The sequence below is a fragment of the Actinokineospora sp. UTMC 2448 genome (genome assembly GCF_024760565.1).
GTDB classification, from domain to species: Bacteria; Actinomycetota; Actinomycetes; order Mycobacteriales; family Pseudonocardiaceae; genus Actinokineospora; species Actinokineospora fastidiosa.
In genome coordinates this window covers 6,624,405-6,643,370 of the sequence record NZ_CP031087.1, presented here as the reverse complement: position 1 = coordinate 6,643,370, position 18,966 = coordinate 6,624,405, and the positions used below count along the sequence as shown (strand labels likewise).

The 18,966-nt window shown below is 73.8% G+C and carries 21 protein-coding genes; 13 read left to right on the top strand and 8 right to left on the bottom strand.

Going from position 1 to position 18,966, the window contains the following annotated elements:
• A complete protein-coding gene (locus Actkin_RS30725) occupies nt 1-921 on the bottom strand; it encodes an extracellular catalytic domain type 1 short-chain-length polyhydroxyalkanoate depolymerase (RefSeq protein ID WP_258905171.1) in 921 nt (306 codons plus the stop codon).
• 145 nt (nt 922-1,066) lie between these two features.
• Here Actkin_RS30725 and Actkin_RS30720 point away from each other — a divergent pair, with 145 nt between their 5' ends.
• Nucleotides 1,067-2,377, top strand: coding sequence for a 3-hydroxybutyrate oligomer hydrolase family protein (locus Actkin_RS30720; RefSeq protein WP_258905170.1), 1,311 nt, complete (start codon nt 1,067-1,069; stop codon nt 2,375-2,377).
• On the opposite strand, the gene Actkin_RS30715 is transcribed toward Actkin_RS30720, so the two are convergent.
• From Actkin_RS30715 to Actkin_RS30705, 3 genes are read right to left on the bottom strand one after another with little or no spacing between them, the layout of a single operon-like run.
• Nucleotides 2,367-4,235: a helix-turn-helix domain-containing protein gene (locus Actkin_RS30715; RefSeq protein ID WP_258905169.1), complete on the bottom strand. Its 1,869-nt coding sequence runs from the start codon at nt 4,233-4,235 to the stop codon at nt 2,367-2,369. The genes Actkin_RS30720 and Actkin_RS30715 overlap by 11 nt on opposite strands.
• A 53-nt stretch (nt 4,236-4,288) precedes the next feature.
• The gene (locus Actkin_RS30710) at nt 4,289-5,626 is read right to left on the bottom strand and encodes an MFS transporter (RefSeq protein WP_258905168.1); all 1,338 of its coding nucleotides are present in this window, start codon (nt 5,624-5,626) and stop codon (nt 4,289-4,291) included.
• A gap of 26 nt (nt 5,627-5,652) precedes the next feature.
• Nucleotides 5,653-6,414 (bottom strand): 3-hydroxybutyrate dehydrogenase, encoded by a 762-nt coding sequence (locus Actkin_RS30705; RefSeq protein ID WP_258905167.1) that lies wholly within the window; start codon nt 6,412-6,414, stop codon nt 5,653-5,655.
• A 192-nt stretch (nt 6,415-6,606) separates the two neighbouring features.
• Between Actkin_RS30705 and Actkin_RS30700 the strand changes: the two genes are divergently transcribed.
• A complete protein-coding gene (locus tag Actkin_RS30700; protein ID WP_258905166.1) occupies nt 6,607-6,972 on the top strand; it encodes a TFIIB-type zinc ribbon-containing protein in 366 nt (121 codons plus the stop codon).
• Nucleotides 6,973-6,980: 8 nt separating this feature from the next.
• Nucleotides 6,981-7,625 (top strand): P-loop nucleotide/nucleoside kinase family protein, encoded by a 645-nt coding sequence (locus tag Actkin_RS30695; protein WP_258905165.1) that lies wholly within the window; start codon nt 6,981-6,983, stop codon nt 7,623-7,625.
• On the opposite strand, the gene Actkin_RS30690 is transcribed toward Actkin_RS30695, so the two are convergent.
• Together Actkin_RS30690 and Actkin_RS30685 are read right to left on the bottom strand one after the other, a co-directional pair.
• Entirely contained in the window at nt 7,589-7,933 is a 345-nt protein-coding gene (locus tag Actkin_RS30690) for a fluoride efflux transporter FluC (RefSeq protein WP_258905164.1), read from the bottom strand. The genes Actkin_RS30695 and Actkin_RS30690 overlap by 37 nt on opposite strands.
• Nucleotides 7,930-8,271, bottom strand: a complete 342-nt coding sequence (locus tag Actkin_RS30685) for a fluoride efflux transporter FluC (protein WP_189210098.1) — start codon at nt 8,269-8,271, stop codon at nt 7,930-7,932. The genes Actkin_RS30690 and Actkin_RS30685 overlap by 4 nt, the downstream gene beginning before the upstream one ends.
• A 99-nt stretch (nt 8,272-8,370) precedes the next feature.
• On the opposite strand from Actkin_RS30685, the gene Actkin_RS30680 reads away from it, so the two are divergent.
• From Actkin_RS30680 to Actkin_RS30670, 3 genes are all read left to right on the top strand, one after another.
• Nucleotides 8,371-8,799 (top strand): helix-turn-helix domain-containing protein, encoded by a 429-nt coding sequence (locus tag Actkin_RS30680; RefSeq protein WP_189209340.1) that lies wholly within the window; start codon nt 8,371-8,373, stop codon nt 8,797-8,799.
• Nucleotides 8,786-9,427, top strand: coding sequence for a hypothetical protein (locus tag Actkin_RS30675; protein ID WP_258905163.1), 642 nt, complete (start codon nt 8,786-8,788; stop codon nt 9,425-9,427). Before Actkin_RS30680 ends, Actkin_RS30675 begins: the two co-directional genes overlap by 14 nt.
• Before the next feature lie 81 nt (nt 9,428-9,508).
• Nucleotides 9,509-9,796 (top strand): DUF2516 family protein, encoded by a 288-nt coding sequence (locus Actkin_RS30670; protein ID WP_373292354.1) that lies wholly within the window; start codon nt 9,509-9,511, stop codon nt 9,794-9,796.
• On the opposite strand, the gene Actkin_RS30665 is transcribed toward Actkin_RS30670, so the two are convergent.
• Both Actkin_RS30665 and Actkin_RS30660 read right to left on the bottom strand, forming a co-directional pair.
• Complete coding sequence (locus Actkin_RS30665) at nt 9,784-10,050, bottom strand: hypothetical protein (protein WP_189209343.1); 267 nt, start codon at nt 10,048-10,050, stop codon at nt 9,784-9,786. The two genes, Actkin_RS30670 and Actkin_RS30665, sit on opposite strands and share 13 nt — an antisense overlap.
• Nucleotides 10,051-10,064: 14 nt before the next feature.
• Nucleotides 10,065-10,271: a PspC domain-containing protein gene (locus Actkin_RS30660; protein WP_189209344.1), complete on the bottom strand. Its 207-nt coding sequence runs from the start codon at nt 10,269-10,271 to the stop codon at nt 10,065-10,067.
• A gap of 96 nt (nt 10,272-10,367) precedes the next feature.
• On the opposite strand from Actkin_RS30660, the gene Actkin_RS30655 reads away from it, so the two are divergent.
• From Actkin_RS30655 to Actkin_RS32810, 7 genes are all read left to right on the top strand, one after another.
• Nucleotides 10,368-11,243 (top strand): AAA family ATPase, encoded by an 876-nt coding sequence (locus Actkin_RS30655; RefSeq protein WP_189210099.1) that lies wholly within the window; start codon nt 10,368-10,370, stop codon nt 11,241-11,243.
• Between the two features lie 115 nt (nt 11,244-11,358).
• The gene (locus tag Actkin_RS30650) at nt 11,359-12,429 is read left to right on the top strand and encodes a vWA domain-containing protein (protein WP_258905162.1); all 1,071 of its coding nucleotides are present in this window, start codon (nt 11,359-11,361) and stop codon (nt 12,427-12,429) included.
• On the top strand, nt 12,422-13,531 hold the full coding sequence (locus Actkin_RS30645) for an XdhC family protein (RefSeq protein ID WP_189209346.1): 1,110 nt from the start codon (nt 12,422-12,424) through the stop codon (nt 13,529-13,531). The genes Actkin_RS30650 and Actkin_RS30645 overlap by 8 nt, the downstream gene beginning before the upstream one ends.
• Before the next feature lie 123 nt (nt 13,532-13,654).
• Entirely contained in the window at nt 13,655-14,179 is a 525-nt protein-coding gene (locus tag Actkin_RS30640) for a (2Fe-2S)-binding protein (protein ID WP_189209347.1), read from the top strand.
• Nucleotides 14,179-16,611, top strand: coding sequence for a xanthine dehydrogenase family protein molybdopterin-binding subunit (locus Actkin_RS30635; protein ID WP_258905161.1), 2,433 nt, complete (start codon nt 14,179-14,181; stop codon nt 16,609-16,611). Before Actkin_RS30640 ends, Actkin_RS30635 begins: the two co-directional genes overlap by 1 nt.
• Complete coding sequence (locus tag Actkin_RS30630) at nt 16,608-17,462, top strand: FAD binding domain-containing protein (RefSeq protein WP_258905160.1); 855 nt, start codon at nt 16,608-16,610, stop codon at nt 17,460-17,462. The genes Actkin_RS30635 and Actkin_RS30630 overlap by 4 nt, the downstream gene beginning before the upstream one ends.
• Nucleotide 17,463: 1 nt before the next feature.
• Entirely contained in the window at nt 17,464-18,894 is a 1,431-nt protein-coding gene (locus tag Actkin_RS32810; RefSeq protein WP_396122904.1) for an SRPBCC family protein, read from the top strand.
• Nucleotides 18,895-18,966: the final 72 nt, after the last annotated feature.

Genomic DNA, 18,966 nt, shown 5'->3' with positions numbered 1-18,966 from the left:
TCACCCGGCGATGCCCCACGCGGCGGCCATGTGCCATGCGGCGCAGACGCCGACGTCGAGCACGTACGCCGCGGCGCGGCCGCACTGGCCCGCCGCGGCGCCCGGGTCCACGGGCTGCCCGTGGCCCATGCCGGTGATCGTGTACGTCTCCACCGCGCTCCCGTACCGGGCGTGCGGGTAGCCGTTCACGGTGTCGGTGCTGGTCGGCGTGGCGGGCACGCCGTGGACGTTCGTCCACTGCTCGACGATCTCGCGCAGGTTCGCCGGGGCGACCGTCGTGTCCGCCGTGCCGTGCCAGACGCCGACGACGGGCCACGGCCCGGTGTGCCCGCTCGCCGCCCGGACCTTGGCGCCCCACTGGGCGGGCGTGAGGTTCTTGCCGGGGTTCATGCAGGAGAACGCCTCGTACAGGGTGACCGCGCAGCCGTACGGGATGCCCGCGACGATGCCGCCCGCGGCGAACAGCTCCGGATAGGCGGCGAGCATCACCGAGGTCATCCCGCCGCCCGCCGACAGGCCGGTGACGTGGGCGCGGCGGGTTCCGGCGTCGGACAGGGCCTTGCGGGTCATCTGGGCGATGGACTCGGCCTCGCCCCACCCCCGCGTGGTGTCGGCGGACTGGAACCAGTTGAAGCAGCGGTTGCCGTTGTTGATCGCCTGCTGCTGCGGCATCACGACGGTGAAACCCCAGCGCTGGGCCAGTTCCGTCCAACCCGAGTTCGTCCCGTACGAGGCGTCCTGCGTGCACCCGTGCAGCGCGACGACCACCGGCCTGCCCGAGGGCAGACCCGATGGCGTGTAGCGGAACATCTTGAGGTTCCCCGGGTTGGTGCCGAACCAGGGCACCTCCGTCGCCGCCCGGGCGGGCGCGCCGACCAGGAGCGCCGCCAGGGTCAGGACCACCACTGCCATCGCGCGCATCCCCACCGCCTCCTTGTGATGCCGATCACTCGACGTTAGGCGCGGGGGTCGCGGTGATCCACGGTGCCGGGCACCACATCGGAGCGCCCGGATGTGTGGACGGCGCTCATGGTCCGCCCGCCTCGGCCTGCCTACGGTCTGCGCCATGCTCCCTCGTGCCGCGTTGACCGCTGTAGGACTGACTGTCGGACTGCTGGCGTCGCTGACCGTTCCCGCCGCCGCGGCGAGCGGGTGCGCCGCGCCCCGGGTGCCGGGGGCGGCGGCGCAGAAGGCGGCCTGCCTGGACGACCTCACCACGACGGGTACCGTCGCGTCCGGACACACCGTCCCCGCGGACTGGGCCGGGCTGACGCCCGCGGGTCTGCCCCGACAGGCCGCGGTGCCGGGAGTGCAGGTGGACGGGTACTTCCCGGACACCTCGACCACCAACACCCACCACGGCTGGGGCCACGACGCGCAGTTCGTCATCCGGCTGCCCGAGCGGTGGAACGGCGGACTGGTGGTGTCGGGCGCGCCCGGCGTGCGGCGGCAGTACGCCAACGACCGGGCCATCGCCGACCACGTCCTCGCCCAGGGCTACGCGTTCGCCGCCACCGACAAGGGCAACACCGGCGCCGCCTTCCACCGCGACGGCAGGCGGCCGGGCGACGCGCTGGTCGAGTGGAACGCCCGCGTCACCCAACTCGCCGTCGCCGCACGGCTCGCCGCCGCCCGCCACTACGGCCGTCCCGTCGAGCGGACGCTGATGGCGGGCATCTCCAACGGCGGCTACCTCGTGCGCTGGCAGCTGGAGAACGCGCCATGGCTCTACGACGGCGGCATCGACTGGGAAGGGACACTGTGGACGGCCGAGGGGCCGAACCTGTTCACCACCCTGCCGCCCGCGCTGCGCGCGTATCCCGCGGGCGAGCCCACCGGCTTCCCCTCGGGCACCGAGTTCCTCTGGGACTACCACTACCGCGTCTACTGGGACCTGACCCAGCGCATCTACCGCGAGGAGTTCGACCCGGCCTACGACGGCGACCTGGAGGCCGGAATCCCGTTCTGCGCGAGCGGGACGCCCTCCTGCGACGCCGACTACGACTACGCCTCCCGCCCGCGCTCGGTCCACAAGGCGGTGTCCCGCGTCGCGCTGACCGGCCGTGTCGGCAAGCCGATGATCACCCTGCACGGCGACCTCGACACGCTGCTGCCCGTCGGCGACTCCGACACCTACGCCGCGATGATCGCCGATGCGGGCCGGGGCCACCTGCACCGCTACCTCCGGATCGAGGGCGGCACCCACGTCGACGGCCTCTACGACGCCTACCCCGACCGGCTGCGCCCGATCGCCCCCTGCTTCCTGAGCGCGTTCGACGCGATGGAGGCGTGGCTGGACCACGGCGCGGCCCCGCGCTCGGGCACGGTCCCGTTCGACCGGCCCGACCCGGCGACGGGCTGCGCGCTCACCGGCTGAGCCGGTGCACCCGCAGCGCGAGGTGGATCTCCAGGGCGCGCGCGGGCTCCTGCCAGTCGGGCCCGAGCAGCGCCCCGATCCGCTCCAGCCGCTGCACCACCGTGTTGACGTGCACGTGCAGGACCTCCTTCGCGCGCGTGAGGTTGGTCCCGCAGGAGAAGTACGCCTCCAGCGTCCGCACCAGGTCCGTTCCCCTGCGGGCGTCGTAGTCCAGCACGGGGCCGAGGGTGTCGCGCACATATGTCGCCAGGTCCGCGCCGTCGCCGAGCAGCAGGCCGACGAAGCCCAGGTCCGCAGCCGAGCCGCCCTCGCCCGCGCGGCCCAGCGCGATCAGCGACCGCGCGCACCGCGCCGCCGCCGCGTACGCCTCCGCCAGGCCCGCCGGTCCGCTCGCCGGACCGGCGGCGCCGACCGTCACCGGGCCGTCGGCGCCCAGCTCCCTGGCCATCCGGGCGGCCAGCGCGCCCGGCGCCGCGTCCCTGGCCAGCACGACGACCTGCTCGGCGTGCACGCCCGCCAGGACGCCGTAGCGCGCCGCCGCCATCGCCAGCCTGCGGCGGGGGACGTGGTCGGCCGTGGCCACCAGGACCGCGTACGACGCCGTGAGGTCGACCCCGACCCGCCTGCCCCGGTCCACCAGCGCGGCCGGGTTGCGGTCGGGGGCGGTCAGCAGGTCGGTCAGCAACTCGCCGCGCACCTCGTCCTCGGCAGCGGCGACCGACCGGCGCAGCATCAGCAGCAGCGCGGTCACCACGCCCGCGCGCTCGAACAGCCGCCGGTCCGCGTCGTCCAGCACCGGACGCCCGGACAGCACCAGGCTGCCCAGCGGTTCCGGGCCCGCGAGCACCGCGCACACCCAGGAGTCCCCTGTGGACACCGCGCGCCCGGTCCGGCGCGAGGCGGCCACCGCGTCCGCCGACGGGCCCGCGCACTCGCCGACCGCCGCCAGCACCGACCCCGAGGCGTCGTACACCGCGATCCCGCCGTGCAGCACGTCGCCCACGGCCGCGGCGACCGACGAGAGGTCGCCGCCGCGCAGCACCAGGTCCATCAGCCGGTCGTGGGCGTCCTCGGCGCGGCGCATCGCCGCGTTGTGCGCGCTGATCGTCTCGTGGGCCCGGTTGAGGTCGGCCAGCGCCAGCCGGGTCTCGTCCAGCAGGTGGGCGTTGTCGATGGCGATCGCGGCGTGGTCGGCCAGCGAGCTGAGCAGCGCCACCTCCTCGGCGGCGAAGTCGCGCGGCGTGCGGTCGGCGGCGTAGAGCACGCCGATCACCTTCGACCCCAGCGCCAGCGGCACGCCCAGGATGGCCCGCAGGCCCTCGTCCTTCACCGACGAGTCGATCGGGGAGGTGTGCTTGAAGCGGCTGTCGGCGAAGTAGTCGCGGGTGGCGTACGGGCGCGCCGTCTGCGCGACCAGCCCGCCCAGCCCCTCGCCCATGCCCAGGGTGACCTGCTGGAACAGCGCCGACGCCGAGCCGTCGGTCACCCGCATGTAGGTGATGCCGCTGCGCTCGTCGTTCATGCTCAGGTACGACACGTCGACGCCCAGCAGCATCCGCGCGCGGTGCACGATCGACCGCAGCACGGCGTCGGTGTCGCGCAGCTGGGCCAGGTCGCTCGCGGTGTCGAACAGCGCGGCCAGCTCGGCCTCGCGCCGCTGGTGCGCGGCCACCGTCGCGCGCACGCGCAGCGCGTCCTCGGTCGCCCGCTCCAGCGCGGCCAGCTCAGCGCCGTCGACGCCCGCGGCCCGCGCGGCGATCACGACCTGCGCGAGCCGGTCCCCGCCCGCGCCGTCGGCCAGCAGCGCCAGCAGCCCGGCCACCGCGCTCTCCACCGCCGCGTCCTCCACGCGTGCCATCGTCGCACCCGCGGCGGCGGGCCCCGGGGAATCCCGGGGCCCGCGACGGCCGGTCACACCACCGGCGCGGTCTGCCTCGGCGCGGCGGGCACGGTGTCGTGCAGCGACGCGCCGCGGGTCTCCCGCGCCGACAGCACCGCGACCGCGGTGATCGCCGACATCGCGACCACGTACAGCGCCACCGGCAGCGTGCTGTCGAAGCGCTGGTACAGCGCCGTCGCGATCAGCGGGGCGACCGCGCCCGCCGCGATCGACGACAGCTGCCCGCCGATGGACAGCCCGGTGTAGCGGTACCGCGTCGGGAACTGCTCGCTGAAGAACGCCGCCTGCGGCCCGTACATCGCCCCGTGCAGCACCAGGCCCACGGTCGCGGCGACGATCGCCAGCCCGGCCGAGCGGGTGTCCAGCAGCGCGAAGAACGCGAACGACCACACCGCGACCCCGACCGCGCCGATCAGGTACACCGGGCGCCGCCCGATCCGGTCCGACAGCGCGCCCCACACGGGGATCGTCAGGAAGTGCACGGCCGAGCCGATCAGCACCGCGTTGAGGCCGACTGTCCGGTCCATGCCGAGCCCGGTGGTGACGTAGACGAGGATGAACGCGGTGATCACGTAGTAGGAGACGTTCTCCGCCATCCGCGCGCCGATGGTGATCAGCACCCGGCGCCAGCCGTGGCGGAAGACCTCCACCACCGGCACGTGCTTCTCGGTCGCGTCCGCCTTGGCCTGCGCGGCGACGAAGACCGGGGACTCGGTGACCGTCAGGCGGATCCACAGCCCGATGACGACCAGCACGCCGGAGAGCAGGAACGGCACCCGCCAGCCCCAGGACAGGAACGCCTCGTCGGACTGGGTCGAGGCCAGGACCGCCAGCACCGCGGTGGCCAGCAGGTTCCCGCCCGGCGCCCCGCACTGCGGCCAGGACGCCCAGAACCCGCGCCTGCGGTCGTCGCCGTGCTCGGAGACGATCAGCACCGCGCCGCCCCACTCGCCGCCGAGGGCGAAGCCCTGCACCAGCCGCAGCAGCGTCAGCAGGATCGGGGCCGCAGCGCCGATCGCCGCGTACGTCGGCAGCAGGCCCATCGCGAAGGTCGCCCCGCCCATCAGCAGCAGGCTTAACACCAGCAGCTTCTTGCGGCCGACCTTGTCGCCGAAGTGGCCGAACACCAGGCCGCCGATGGGCCGGGCGAGGAAGCCGATGGCGTAGGTGGTGAACGCCAGCAGCGTGCCGGTCAGCGGGTCGGCGGTCGGGAAGAACAGCTTGTTGAACACCAGCGCCGCCGCTGAGGTGTAAAGAAAGAAGTCGTACCACTCGATCGTGGTGCCGATGAGGCTGGCGCCGACGATCCGCACGAACGACTTGCGCTTCGCTGCCGGGGTCGCTGACATGGTGTCACCGTTCTCCTGTTGGGGGTTCATGTTGCGGTCCAGCCGCCGTCGACCGGGATGGACGCCCCGGTCAGGTGCGCCGCGTGCGGCCCGCACAGCCACACGACCAGCGCGGCGACGTCCCCGGCGTCGATGAGCTTCTTCATCGGCGCGCGGTCGAGCAGCACCCGCTCGACGACATCGGCCGGATCGATGCCGTGCTCGCGGGACTGGGCGGCGATCTGGGCGTCGACCAGCGGGGTGCCGACGTAGCCGGGGCTGACGCACACGCTGGTCACCCCGTGCGGGGCGCCCTCGATCGCGGTCACCTTCGACAGGCCCTCCAGCGCGTGCTTGGCCGCGACGTAGGCGGCCTTGTACGCGCTGGCCCGCAGGCCGTGCACGCTGGAGACGTTGACCACCCGGCCCCACCCCCGGGCGTACATGTGCGGCAGCGCCGCGCGGATCAGCAGGAACGGCGCGGTCACCATGACCTGCTGGATCAGCGCGAACCGCTCCGGCGGGAACTCGTGCAGGGCGGCGACGTGCTGGAGCCCGGCGTTGTTCACCAGGACGTCGACCTCGGCGGGCAGGGCGGCGATCGCGTCGGGGTCGGCGAGGTCGACGACGTGCGCCCACCCGCCCACCTCCGCGGCCACCGCCTCGGCGCCCGGGCCGTCGCGGTCGACCACGTGCACCTTGGCGCCCGCGGCGGCGAGCGCCCTGGCGCACGCCCTGCCGATGCCCCCGGCCCCGCCGGTCACCAACGCGGTGCGTCCGTCGAGCGTGTGATGCGGACCACTGGTCATGGCCGGAAACGGTAGGCTGGGCGGGTCCGACCAACCATGTGTCGGCCACCCACACCTGACGGCGTGGCAGTGGTGATCGCGACCATGTCGGGAACCGCGTGCGGGTGCCGTGGCGTTGAACGGCTGAGTGATCTGCCCGACCTAAGATCGGTCGGGTCGGGCCGGGAGTGCCCAGAGACGGAGCGTGTGACTTTGATTTGTCCCAAGTGCCAGAGCGCGATGCGCACGGTCGACCGGCAGGGCATCCACATCGACCAGTGCGACAGCTGCAAGGGGATCTTCCTCGACCGCGGTGAGCTGGAGCAGATCCTGACCGCGGAGCAGCGCTACAACGCCGCGCCCCCGCCGCCGTACCAGCCCGCCCCGGGCGGGTACCCGGCCCAGCCCGCGGCGGCCCCGGCCCCGTACCCGCCCGCGCCGCAGCCGGGCTACGGCCAGCCGGTGTACCGCGACTCGCCCCCCGGCTACCGCGACTCGCCCCCCGGGTACGGCCACTACGGCCACGGCGGGCACTACAAGAAGCGCCGCAAGAGCTTCCTCGAGGAGCTGTTCGACTGACGAACCCCATGATCTGCGCGGCCTGCGGCGAGTGGGCCGACGCGCCTTCGGTCGACGGGGCCGTCCTGGTCTGTCTGCGGTGCGGGCACCGGGAGCCGTTCCACCGGCTCCCGGTGTTCGCGCTGACCGGGCCGAGCGGGACGGGCAAGTCGACGGTGTGCAGGCGGCTCGGCGCCCTGCTCGGGGACGAGGTCGTCGTGCTGGAGCAGGACGTGCTGTGGATCGGCGCGCTGCGCGACCCGGCCGACGACTTCGGCGCGTTCCGGCAGACCTGGCTGCGGATGATCGCCATGCTCAACCAGAGCGGGCGGCCCTCGGTGCTCTGCGGCACGGTCGCGCCGCCGCAGTTCGAGACGCGTCCCGAGCGCCTGCTGTTCTCCGACATCCACTACCTGGCCCTGGTCGCCGACGACGACGTCTTGCGCAAGCGCTTGCTCGCGCGTCCGGCCTGGCGCGGCTGGCAGGACGAGGAGCGCGTGGCCGACATGCTCCGCTTCAACGCCTGGGTGAAGGACAACGCCGCCTACACCGACCCGCCCATGGACCTGCTCGACACCTCCGACGTGCCGGTCGAGGAGACCGCCCGCGCGGTGGCCGACTGGGTGCGCGCGCGGCTTCAGAGCGACATGCCGCCCAGGGACATGCCGAGGTAGGCCGCGCCGAACCCGAGGCCGAGGTTCGCGGCCAGGTTCACCGCCGCGAGCCCGATCGCGCGCCGCTCGACCAGCCACAGCGTCTGGTACGCGAACGACGAATAGGTCGTCAGCGCGCCGCAGAACCCCGCGCCGAGCCCGGTGGTGAGCGCGCCACCGGGCAGCGTGGTCAGGTAGCCCAGCACCAGCGACCCGACGACGTTCACCAGCAGCGTCCCGAACGGGAAGCGGGCGCCGAACGCGCGGTCGGCCAGGTACCGCAGAGGCGCGCCCACCGCCGCGCCGATGGCGACCAGCAGCACGCTCACCGCAGGACCGCCTTGGTCGCCCACAACCCGGCCGCGGTCGCCGTCAGCGCCACCGCGGCCGTGCCGACCAGCAGGAGCGCGGCGACGGCAGGGCGACCCTCCCGGACGAGGGTGGTCACGTCCACCATCGCGGTGGAGAACGTGGTGAACCCGCCGAGCACGCCGACCCCGAGGAACGGCCGCTGCCAGGGGCGGCGCGCGGGCACGGCCATGAGCGCGCCGATGAGCAGGCACCCCACCACGTTGACCGCGAAGGTCGTGACGGCGCCGGGGAACGCGCTCGCCAGGCCGTACCGGGCCAGCGAGCCGAGCACGCCGCCGGCGGCCACCGCCACCATGACCACGCGCCGACCCTATGTGATCGACGGCGCAAGCGCTCCGCTTGCAGCAGCTAGCACCTCGGCGTACCGTCGGACGGGTCACGAGGAGGAGAGCGCATGGACGAGTCCAAGGCCTTCGACAAGGTCGCCGACCTCGGCCGTGACATCGGCGAGTACATCCGGCAGCAGCGCGCGAACGCCAAGATCTCGCTGCGCCAGCTGTCGAAGCTCGCGGGCGTGTCCAACCCCTACCTCAGCCAGATCGAGCGCGGGCTGCGCAAACCGAGCGCGGAGATCCTGCAGCAGATCGCCAAGGGCCTGCGGATCTCCGCGGAGGCGCTTTATGTGCAGGCCGGGATCCTGGACGTGCCCGCGGGCGGCCCCGTGGTCGACGCCGTGCGCGCCGCCGCCGAACTGACCGAGCGCCAGAAGCAGATCCTGCTGGACATCTACGCGTCCTTCCGGCGGGAGAACGAGAAGTCCACAGTGGAGGGCTCCGGTGTGGACGACGAACCCGAAGGAGTGAGCCCAGATGAGCAAGGCTGACGACGTCCGCAAGGCGGGCGAGCAGGCCGCGGCCGCGGTGAGCGCCGCGCTCGAGCAGGTCCGCACCCCGCTGCTGGCCGCGCTCGGCGCGGGCGACCTCGCCGCCAAGGCCGTCGCCGACGCGGTGAACCGGGCCAAGGAGCGCGCCGAGTCCACCCGCACGGCGGTCAACGAGATCCCCAACCGGGTCGACGCCACCGAGCTGCGCAGGCTGGTCGACGAGTACACCGAGGCCGCGCTGAAGCTTTACCAGAAGCTGGCCGACCACGGTGAGGACGCGCTGGGCAAGCTGAAGACCCAGCCGCAGGTCAAGCGGGCCATCGAGCAGCTGGAGGAGGCCATCACGACCGCCCAGGCGCGGGCGGGCGACGTCGCTGGCGACGCCCGGGCGGTGGCCGAGGACGTGCTGGCGAAGGTGACCCGCAAGACCCGGTCCGTCGGCGAGAAGACCGCGATCTCCGCGGAGCGGATGGCCGCCGAGGTGGCCGAGGCCGTCCAGGAGGCGGGCGAGGACGTGGCCCACGAGGTGCGCAGCACCAGCCGCAGGGTGGCCAACAAGACCGCCCCGGCGCGCAAGCCCGCCGCCCCGAGGGCCCCGCGCAAGACCACCACGAAAACCGACAAGTAGGACCTCTGGACCCCGGGCCCCGGCCCGGGGTCCGGCTGTATGGTGATCGCGGTTTCGGCAACGTAGTCTGGTGGCGTGCCGATGGCAGCTATCTGGATTCTGGACGTGATCTCCTGGGCGGCGATCCCGGTGGGAGCGTTCGCCTTCATCCACGCCCTGCTCCAGCGCCCCGACGCGTACTCGGCGGCCGACCGGATGTCCAAGCCCGCGTGGCTGGGCATCACCGCGGGCGCGCTCGCCGCCCTGCTGATCTTCCGCTTCTCCGGGACCGGCTGGATCTTCTGGATGGCGGGCCTGGTGGCCGCGCTGGTCTACATCGTCGACGTGCGCCCGAAGCTGATCGAGGTCCAGCGCGGTCAGCGCTGGTAGACGAGGGCGAGCAGCGCCCCGGCCGCGACCAGCGCGCCGACCAGCAGCACCGAGCATCCCCACAGCGCCCTGGCGCCCCGCACGGCCATGACGACCGCGATGGCCGCGGCCGCCACCACGACCGAGGTGAACACGACCGTCCCGGCCACCGGCCGCCCGCCCAGCGCGGGGCCGAACACCAGGACCACGAAGCTCACCAGGCCGGACGCGGCCAGGAGCACGGCCGCGGCGGCCAGGACCATCGCACGGGACACCCGGCGACCCTAGATCACTCCTCGGGCATGATCAGCCAACACGCCAGGTAGATCACCGCCCCGGTGCCGAACCCGAGCAGCGTCGCGCCGACGAGCAGGATGCGGACCAGGGCGGCGTCCATGCCGAGCAGCCTGGCCACGCCCCCGCACACGCCCGCGACCATCCGGTCGGACCTGCTGCGGCGGAGCTTGCGGACCTTCGTTGCGGTGTACTCGTCCATGTCCCCAGCATCGCCGCCCGCGCCGCGGCTGCCATCGGGGATCGACCCGGATTCCCAGGTCAGGGTGATCCCGGTCCCGGGTCCGGATACCGTGGCCTGGTGCACAGCCCGGAGGACGTCGCCGCCGCCCTCGACCGCGTCGGCTACCTGGCCGATCCCGGCCTGGCCACGGCCGCGTACCTGGGCGTCGCGCTGGGCAGGCCGCTGTTCTGCGAGGGCGAGCCGGGCACGGGCAAGACCGCGCTGGCGGCCGCCATGGCCAGGGCGCTGGACGTCCCGCTGATCCGCCTGCAGTGCCACGAGGGCATCGACGCCACCCAGGCCCTCTACGACTGGGACTTCCCCCGCCAGCTGCTGCACCTGCGCGCCCTCGAGGCCGCGGCGCCCGGCGCGCTGGACGCCGACGAGGCCGAGAAGTCGTTGTACACCAGGCGGTTCCTGCTGGCCCGGCCGCTGCTGCGGGCGCTGGAGGAGGCGCCGTGCGTGCTCCTGGTCGACGAGATCGACCGCGCCGACGACGAGTTCGAGGCGTTCCTGCTGGAGGTGCTGGGCGAGTACGCGGTCACCATCCCCGAGCTGGGCGAGGTCCGCGCGGCCGTGCCGCCGCTGGTCGTGCTGACCTCCAACCGCACCCGCGAGGTCCACGACGCGCTCAAGCGGCGCTGCCTGTACCACTGGCTGGAGCACCCCGACCTGCCCAGGGAGATCGCCATCCTCCGGCGCACCCTGCCCGAGGTCACCGAGGCCCTGGCCGCGCAGGTCGCCGCCGCCGTGCGCAGGCTGCGCGCCGCCGACCTCCTCAAGCCGCCGGGCGTGGCGGAGACGATCGACTGGACCCGGGCCCTGCTGGCCCTGGGCCGCGACGAACTCGACGCCGAGGCCGCGGCCGCGACGCTGGGCGCGGTGCTCAAGTACCGCGAGGACGCCGACCGGGTCGTCCGGGCGGGCATGGCCGCCCTCCTCGGCGGCTGACCGGGGAAATTCGGTCGCTTCTCGAACGTGTGGTCACGCATGATTCCGCGGGGAGCCGGACGGCCCTGGCGAGTGGCGGCGCCGGTGGAGTCCGGCTCCCTTGCACAATGGCGGGATGGACCCGCTGCCCGGGCTGGTGGGATTCGCCGCGGCGCTGCGCGCGGCCGGGGTGGCGTGCGGTCCCGACCGGGTCCGCGCCTTCCTGGCAGCGGCCGCCGCGCTCGGGCTGCCGCGGCTCTACTGGGCGGGTCGTCTCACCTTGTGCGCCGAGCCCGATGACCTCCCGCGCTACGACGCCGCCTTCCACGCGTGGTTCGGCGGCGAGGTCCCGCGCCCCCCTGCCCGCCCGGTGGCGCCGCGGCCGCGCCGGTCCACCATCGCGGCGCTGACCGGGGCCGCGGGCTCCGGCGCCGACGACGCGCCGCATCCCGGGGCCAGCGACGTGGAGGTCCTGCGGCGCCGCGACGTCTCCGGGCTGACCGCCGCCGAGCGCGCCCACCTGCGTGAACTGATCGAGCGGCTGCGGCCTGAGCCGCCCAGGCGGCCCGCGTTCCGCCGCCGTCCGGACCGCCGGGGGACCCTCGACGCCGACCGCGTGCTGCGCGCCATGCGTGCCACCGGCGAGCCCGTCCGCCTTCCCCGCGAGCGGGCGGGCGTGCGGCCCCGCCGCGTCGTGCTGCTGGTCGACGTGTCCGGGTCCATGCGCCCGTACGCCGACACCCTGCTGCGCTTCGCCCACATCGTCGCCCGGCGGATGCCCACCGAGGTGTTCACCCTCGGCACCCGGCTGACCCGGCTGACCCGCCACCTGCGCCAGCGCGACCCCGAATTGGCGCTGGCCGCCGCCGCCCGCGCCGTCCCGGACTTCGCAGGCGGCACCCGGCTCGGCGAGACGCTGCGCGCGTTCCTGGACCGGTGGGGTCAGCGCGGCGTCGCCCGAGGCGCTGTGGTCGTGCTGTTCTCCGACGGCTGGGAGCGCGGCGACTCGGCGCTGCTCGGCGAGCAGGCGGCCCGGCTGTCCCGGCTCGCCCACCGGGTGCTGTGGGCCAACCCGCACGCCGGGAGCGCGGACTACGCGCCCGTGCAGTCCGGGATCGCCGCGGCGCTGCCGCACATCGACCGCCTGCTGGCCGGGCACAGCCTGGCCGCACTCGACGAACTCCTGCGAGAGGTGCGCCGTGCGTGACGTCCTTGACGAGGTCCTGGCCCGCTGGACGGCCGGGGAGGCGGTCGCCGTCGGCACCGTCGTGGCCACCTTCTCCTCCGCGCCGCGCTCGCCGGGCGCGGCGATGATGGTCGCCGAGGACGGCACGGTGTCCGGCAGCGTGTCCGGCGGCTGCGTCGAGGGCGCGGTCTACGAGCTGGGGCGCGCGGCGCTGGCGGACGGCAGGCCGGTGCTGCAGCGGTACGGCGTCAGCGACGACGACGCGTTCGCGGTCGGCCTGACCTGCGGCGGGATCATCGACGTCTTCGTGGAGAAGGTCGACCGCGCAGGCTTCCCGGAACTGGCCGAGCTGGCCGAGTCGGTGCGCGCGGAGGTGCCGGTCGCGGTGGCGACGGTGATCGCGCACCCCGGCGACCTGGTCGGCCGCCGGATCGTCGTGTGGCCGGACCGGGTCGCGGGCACCACCGGGTCAGCCCGGGTCGACGCGGCGATCACCGACGACGCGCGCGGCCTGCTGGCGGGCGGGCGGACCGGCGCGCTGTCGTACGGGCCGGACGGGGAACGGCGCGGCGAGGGCCTGCGCGTGTTCGTCAACTCCTACGAGCCGCCCCCGCGCCTGCTGGTCTTCGGCGCGATCGACTTCGCGGCGGCCATGGCGGGCATGGGCGCGTTCCTCGGCTACCGGGTGACGGTGTGCGACGCGCGCCCGGTGTTCGCCACGACGTCGCGGTTCCCCGGCGCGCACGAGGTCGTCGTCGACTGGCCGCACCGGTATCTGACCGCGGAACTCGCGGCGGGCCGGGTGGACGAGCGCACCGCCGTCTGCGTGCTCACCCACGATCCGAAGTTCGACGTGCCGGTGCTGGAGGTCGCGCTGCGCGCCAAGCTCGGCTACGTCGGGGCGATGGGGTCGCGGCGCACGCACGCCGACCGGGTGGAGCGGCTGCGCGCCGCCGGGCTGACCGAGGCCGAGTTGGGCCGCCTCGCCTCGCCGATCGGGCTGGACCTCGGCGCGCGCACGCCGGAGGAGACGGCGGTGTCGATCGCCGCGGAGATCATCTCGCTGCGGTGGGGCGGAAGCGGCGCGCGGTTGGCGCAGGGTACCGAGCGCATCCACAAGTAGGCGGGAAGTTGTCCACAGGCGGGTAGTTGTCCACAGCCGGTGGGTCCTGGGGTTGCCGGGGCGGGCGTCGCGGGAGCAGAGTCGCGTGTGAGCCCGGTCACCCGTCCATCCCCAGGAGGCACGATGCGCATCACGGTCAGTGTCGACGGCACGGCCTACACCGACGACGTGGAGCCACGTCTGCTGCTGGTGCACTACCTGCGCGACAAGCTCGGCAAGGTGGGCACCGTCGTCGGCTGCGACACGAGCAACTGCGGCGCCTGCACCGTCCACGTGGACGGCCACAGCGTCAAGTCGTGCTCGATGCTGGCCGTGCAGGCCGACGGCCGCGAGGTCACCACCATCGAGGGCCTGGCCAGGGACGGGAAACTGCACCCGGTCCAGCAGGCATTCCACGACAACCACGCCCTGCAGTGCGGGTTCTGCACCCCCGGGATGATCATGCAGGCGATCGACCTGCTGGCCGACCATCCCGATCCGGACGAGGAGACCGTGCGCTCGGGCATGGAGGGCAACCTCTGCCGCTGCACGGGTTACCAGAACATCGTGCGCGCCGTCCGGGACGCGGCGGGGCGGATGCGGCCGGGCGCCGGGCCCGAGGCCGAGCGGGTCGAGCAGCGCTCCGCGCAGCTGTCGGGGGGCGAGTGATGACCGCGACCGCCGAGCCCGAGGTCGGCAAGGCCCGGCTGCGCAAGGAGGACGCCCGGCTGATCACCGGCCGCACCCGGTGGACCGACAACATCACCCTGCCCGGCCTGCTGCACCTGGCGTTCCTGCGCAGCCCGGTCGCGCACGCGCGGATCACCGCCATCGACGTGTCGGCCGCCCGGTCGATGCCCGGCGTGATCGCGGTGTTCACCGGGCGCGACCTCGCCGACGAGCAGGGCAGCCTGCCGTGCGCGTGGCCGATCACCGAGGACATGAAGGCCCCCAACGCGCCCTCGCTGGCCGTCGACGAGGTCAACTTCGCGGGCGAGGCCGTGGCCGTCGTGGTCGCCCGCGGGCCGTACGAGGCCGCCGACGCGCTGTCGGCCATCGACGTCGACTACGAGGAACTGCCCGTCGTGCTGGACATGGCCGCCGCGCTCGCCGACGGCGCCGACCTGGTGCACCCGGAGCTGGGCACCAACAAGTCGGCGCTGTGGGTGTTCGACTCGGCGCAGGCGGGCACCGGCGGCGACGTCGACCTGGCCATCGCCGAGGCCGAGGTGCTGATCGAGCGGACCTACCGGCAGCAGCGGCTGATCCCGGCGTTCATGGAGCCGCGCTCGGTCGTGGTCGACCCGACGGGCGAGCAGTACACGATGTGGTCGGCCACGCAGATCCCGCACATCCTGCGGCTGATGGTCGCGCTGACGACCGGCATACCCGAGCACAAGGTGCGCGTGATCGCGCCGGACGTCGGCGGTGGGTTCGGCGGGAAGCTGCAGGTCACCCCCGAGGAGGTCGTCAGCCTGCTGGTGGCAAGGCGGCTGGGCAAACCGGTGAAGTGGACCGAGACGCGCTCGGAGTCGCTGCTGTCGGCCCACCACGGCCGCGACCAGGTCCAGAAGCTGACCCTGGCCGCGCGCCGCGACGGCACGGTGACCGGGCTCAAGGTCGAGCTGCTGGCCGACATGGGCGCGTACCTGCGGCTGGTGACCCCGGGCGTGCCGATCCTGGGCGCGTTCATGTTCAACGCGATCTACAAGTTCCCCGCCTACCACTTCGCGTGCACCACCGTGTTCACCAACAAGACCCCGACCGACGCCTACCGAGGGGCCGGGCGGCCGGAGGCGACCTACGCCATCGAGCGGCTGATGGACGAGCTGGCCGCCGAGGTCGGCATGGACCCGCTCGCCGTGCGCGAGCTGAACTGGATCAAGCACGAGGAGTTCCCGTTCACCACGGTGGCTGGGCTGGAGTACGACTCGGGCGACTACGAGGCCGCCACGGCCAAGGCCAAGGAGCTGTTCGACTACGACGGGCTGCGCGCGGAGCAGGCCGAGCGCCGCGCCCGAGGCGACGTGGTGCAGCTGGGCATCGGCATCTCGACGTTCACCGAGATGTGCGGCCTGGCGCCGTCGCGGGTGCTGGGCGCGCTGTCGTACGCGGCGGGCGGCTGGGAGCACGCGGCGGTGCGGATGCTGCCCAGCGGCAAGGTCGAGGTGGTCACCGGGTCCTCGGCGCACGGGCAGGGGCACGAGACGGCGTGGAGCCAGATCGTCGCCGACCAGCTCGGCGTCCCGTTCGAGGACGTGGAGATCCTGCACGGCGACACCCAGACCTCCCCGCGCGGCCTCGACACCTACGGCTCGCGGTCGCTGACCGTGGGCGCGATAGCGGTGGTGAAGGCCGCCGAGAAGGTGGTCGCCAAGGCCCGCCGGATCGCCGCGCACCTGCTGGAGTGCGCCGAGGACGACGTCGAGTTCAGCGCGGGCGCGTTCAGCGTGCGCGGGACAGACAAGTCGATGGCCATGTCCGACATCGCCTTCGCCGTGTTCTCCGCCCACGACCTGCCCGAGGGCATGGAGCCCTCGCTCGACGCCGAGGCGACGTTCGACCCGGAGAACTTCTCCTTCCCGCACGGCACCCACCTGTGCGCGGCCGAGGTCGACACCGAGACCGGCGCGGTGCGGCTGCGCAAATACGTCTGCGTCGACGACATCGGCAAGGTCGTCAACCCGCTGATCGTGGAGGGCCAGGTGCACGGCGGGCTCGCCCAGGGCATCGCCCAGGCGCTCTACGAGGAGGCCGTGCACGACGAGGCCGGGACGCTGGTGACGGGCACCTTCGCCGACTACCTGCTGCCCTCGGCGGCCGACCTGCCCGCGTTCGTCACCGACCGCACGGAGACGCCGTCGTCGACGAACCCGCTGGGCGTCAAGGGCGTCGGCGAGGCGGGCACGATCGCGTCCACCCCGGCGGTGGTCAACGCGGTCGTCGACGCCGTGCGCCATCTCGGCGTGAACGACATCGCGATGCCGTGCACCCCGATGCGGGTGTGGACGGCGATCCGCACCGGCCGTCCGGACGCGGGCGGCCCAGGCTCGACGGAGGCGGGCGGCGGCCTCGGCTCCCTGTCCGGAGGTGCCCAGTGATCCCGGCCCCGTTCGACTACGTCGCACCGACCACTGTGGATGACGCCGTCCGCGCGCTCGCCGACGCCGGCGAGGACGCCAAGGTCATCGCGGGCGGGCAGAGCCTGCTGCCCGTGCTGCGCATGCGCCTGGCCGCGCCGACCACGCTGATCGACCTCGGCCGGGTCGCCGAGCTGCGCGGCATCCGCGAGGAGGGCGGCCACGTCGTCATCGGCGCGATGACGACCCACTACGAGATCCAGCGCGACCCGGTGGTCGACACCCACCTGCGGCTGCTGCGGCTGGCCACCGACACCGTCGCCGACCCGCAGGTCCGCCACCGGGGCACCCTCGGCGGCGCCCTCGCGCACGCCGACCCCGCGGGCGACCTGGCCGCCCCGGTGCTGGCGATGGACGCGGAGTTCGTGCTGTGCGGCATGGACGGCAGGCGCACGGTGTCCGCCGCCGACTTCTTCGTCGACTACTTCACCACGGCCCTGCGCCCGGACGAGATCGTCGTCGAGGTCCGCCTGCCGAAGCTGACCGGCTGGCACGCGCACTACGAGAAGTTCAACCGCGTCGCCCAGGCGTGGTCGATCGTCGGCGTGGCCGCCTGCCTGCGCGTGGACGGCGGCGTCATCGCCGAGGCCAGGGTGGGCCTGACCAACATGGGCTCGGTCCCGCTGCGCGCCACCGAGGTCGAGGCCGCCCTGGTCGGCCACCCGGCCACGGCCGCCACCGTCCGCGCCGCCGCGGCCCACGCCGCCGAGGGCACCTCACCCACCGCCGACGGCAACGCCGACCGCGAGTACCGCCAACACCTGGCCCGCGTCCTCACCGACCGAGCCCTCACCGCGGCGGCGGGAGTCTGACGTGCGCCTGGACCACCACTTCCGCGTCCCGGCCCCCCTCCCCGAGGTATGGACCGCGCTCCAGGACCCCGAACGGGTAGCCCCCTGCATGCCCGGCGCCACCCTCACGGGGGTGGACGGCAACACCTTCACCGGCGACGTGCGCGTGAAACTGGGCCCCATCTCCCTCACCTACAAGGGAAAGGGCGAGTTCCTCACCCGCGACCCCGACGCCCACCGCCTGGTCATCCGAGCGTCCGGAAAGGACTCCCGAGGCAACGGCACGGCAGCGGCCACCATCACCGTCACCCTCACCCCCGAGGGCGCGGACACCACCGGCCACGTCGAAACAGACCTCTCGATCACCGGCAAACCCGCCCAATTCGGCCGAGGCCTGATCGCCGAGGTAGGCGCCAAGCTCCTCACCACCTTCGCCGCTTGCCTAGCCCAAACCCTGACCACCCAACCCGCCACCACAAGCCCCGGAACCCAATCCACCCTGGAACCTGGGCCGGTCGCGGAAATCCAGCCTGCTCTGGAAACCCGACCTGCCCGGGGAACCGGGCCGACGGTGGACCCTCGGCCCGCCCTGGAGCACCAGCCCGCCCTGGAGCACCAGCCCGCCCTGGAGCACCAGCCCGCCCTGGAGCACCAGCCCGCCCTGGAGCACCAGCCCGCCCTGGAGCACCAGCCCGCCCTGGAGCACCAGCCCGCCCTGGAGCACCAGCCCGCCCTGGAGCACCAGCCCGCCCTAAAGCACCAGCCCGCCCTGGAGCACCAGCCCGCCCTGGAGCACCAGCCCGCCCTGGAGCCTCAGCCCACCCCCGGAAGCTCATCCGCCCCGGCGGGCCAGCCCTGGGAAGGCGAATCCGGGCCCACTCCTCGGCCTGATCCCACAGCCCACCCTGGCGCCCCGCAGCAACCGGATCTCACCGGGCAGCCTGCTCCCGCGTCCCAGTCCATCTCGGCCGCCCAAGCCGAAGGCCAAGCCGGGGCGGCGGCCACGGCCGGGGATCACGGCCCGCCCACCACTAACGGGGTCTCCCCACCCGCGAACGGGAGCGGGCCGCCCTCCAACGGCCGCTCGGCTGGTCCAACCGAGACCCCCAGTGAGGCCGGGCTGTCTCCCCAGGCCGAGCCGACCCAGCAGGTGCCCTCCATGCGCGAGCCGCCCACCATGGACCCGCAGTCGACGGAACAGGCCCCCGCTGCCGACGACATCTGGAGCACCTCTGCCGCCGACCGGGAACTAGCGCGAGGTCGCCTGTCCGCCTCGCCGCAGGCCGAGGCACGAGACCGTCAGGCAAAGGAACCGGCTCCCGCCGATCCCGCCGAGCCCATCGACCTGATGGCGATTGCCGGGCGTTCGGTAGTCAAGCGGGCCGTGCCTGCTGGGCTGGTGCTCGCCGTGGTCGCGGCGGTGGTCGCCGTCGTCCTGCGGAAGCGGGGCTGAGTTCGGGCGGCCGGCGCGTCAGCCACTCGCGTCGGCCGCCCGGCCATCGCTCGACCGGGTGGGGTGCTCGGG

Coding starts and splice junctions, on each gene's coding strand:
- Actkin_RS30725 (WP_258905171.1), bottom strand. CDS start 921: ATGCGCGCGATGGCAGTGGTGGTCCTGACCCTGGCGGCGCTCCTGGTC.
- Actkin_RS30720 (WP_258905170.1), top strand. CDS start 1,067: ATGCTCCCTCGTGCCGCGTTGACCGCTGTAGGACTGACTGTCGGACTG.
- Actkin_RS30715 (WP_258905169.1), bottom strand. CDS start 4,235: ATGGCACGCGTGGAGGACGCGGCGGTGGAGAGCGCGGTGGCCGGGCTG.
- Actkin_RS30710 (WP_258905168.1), bottom strand. CDS start 5,626: ATGTCAGCGACCCCGGCAGCGAAGCGCAAGTCGTTCGTGCGGATCGTC.
- Actkin_RS30705 (WP_258905167.1), bottom strand. CDS start 6,414: ATGACCAGTGGTCCGCATCACACGCTCGACGGACGCACCGCGTTGGTG.
- Actkin_RS30695 (WP_258905165.1), top strand. CDS start 6,981: ATGATCTGCGCGGCCTGCGGCGAGTGGGCCGACGCGCCTTCGGTCGAC.
- Actkin_RS30685 (WP_189210098.1), bottom strand. CDS start 8,271: ATGGTGGCGGTGGCCGCCGGCGGCGTGCTCGGCTCGCTGGCCCGGTAC.
- Actkin_RS30680 (WP_189209340.1), top strand. CDS start 8,371: ATGGACGAGTCCAAGGCCTTCGACAAGGTCGCCGACCTCGGCCGTGAC.
- Actkin_RS30675 (WP_258905163.1), top strand. CDS start 8,786: ATGAGCAAGGCTGACGACGTCCGCAAGGCGGGCGAGCAGGCCGCGGCC.
- Actkin_RS30670 (WP_373292354.1), top strand. CDS start 9,509: ATGGCAGCTATCTGGATTCTGGACGTGATCTCCTGGGCGGCGATCCCG.
- Actkin_RS30660 (WP_189209344.1), bottom strand. CDS start 10,271: ATGGACGAGTACACCGCAACGAAGGTCCGCAAGCTCCGCCGCAGCAGG.
- Actkin_RS30650 (WP_258905162.1), top strand. CDS start 11,359: ATGGACCCGCTGCCCGGGCTGGTGGGATTCGCCGCGGCGCTGCGCGCG.
- Actkin_RS30640 (WP_189209347.1), top strand. CDS start 13,655: ATGCGCATCACGGTCAGTGTCGACGGCACGGCCTACACCGACGACGTG.
- Actkin_RS30635 (WP_258905161.1), top strand. CDS start 14,179: ATGACCGCGACCGCCGAGCCCGAGGTCGGCAAGGCCCGGCTGCGCAAG.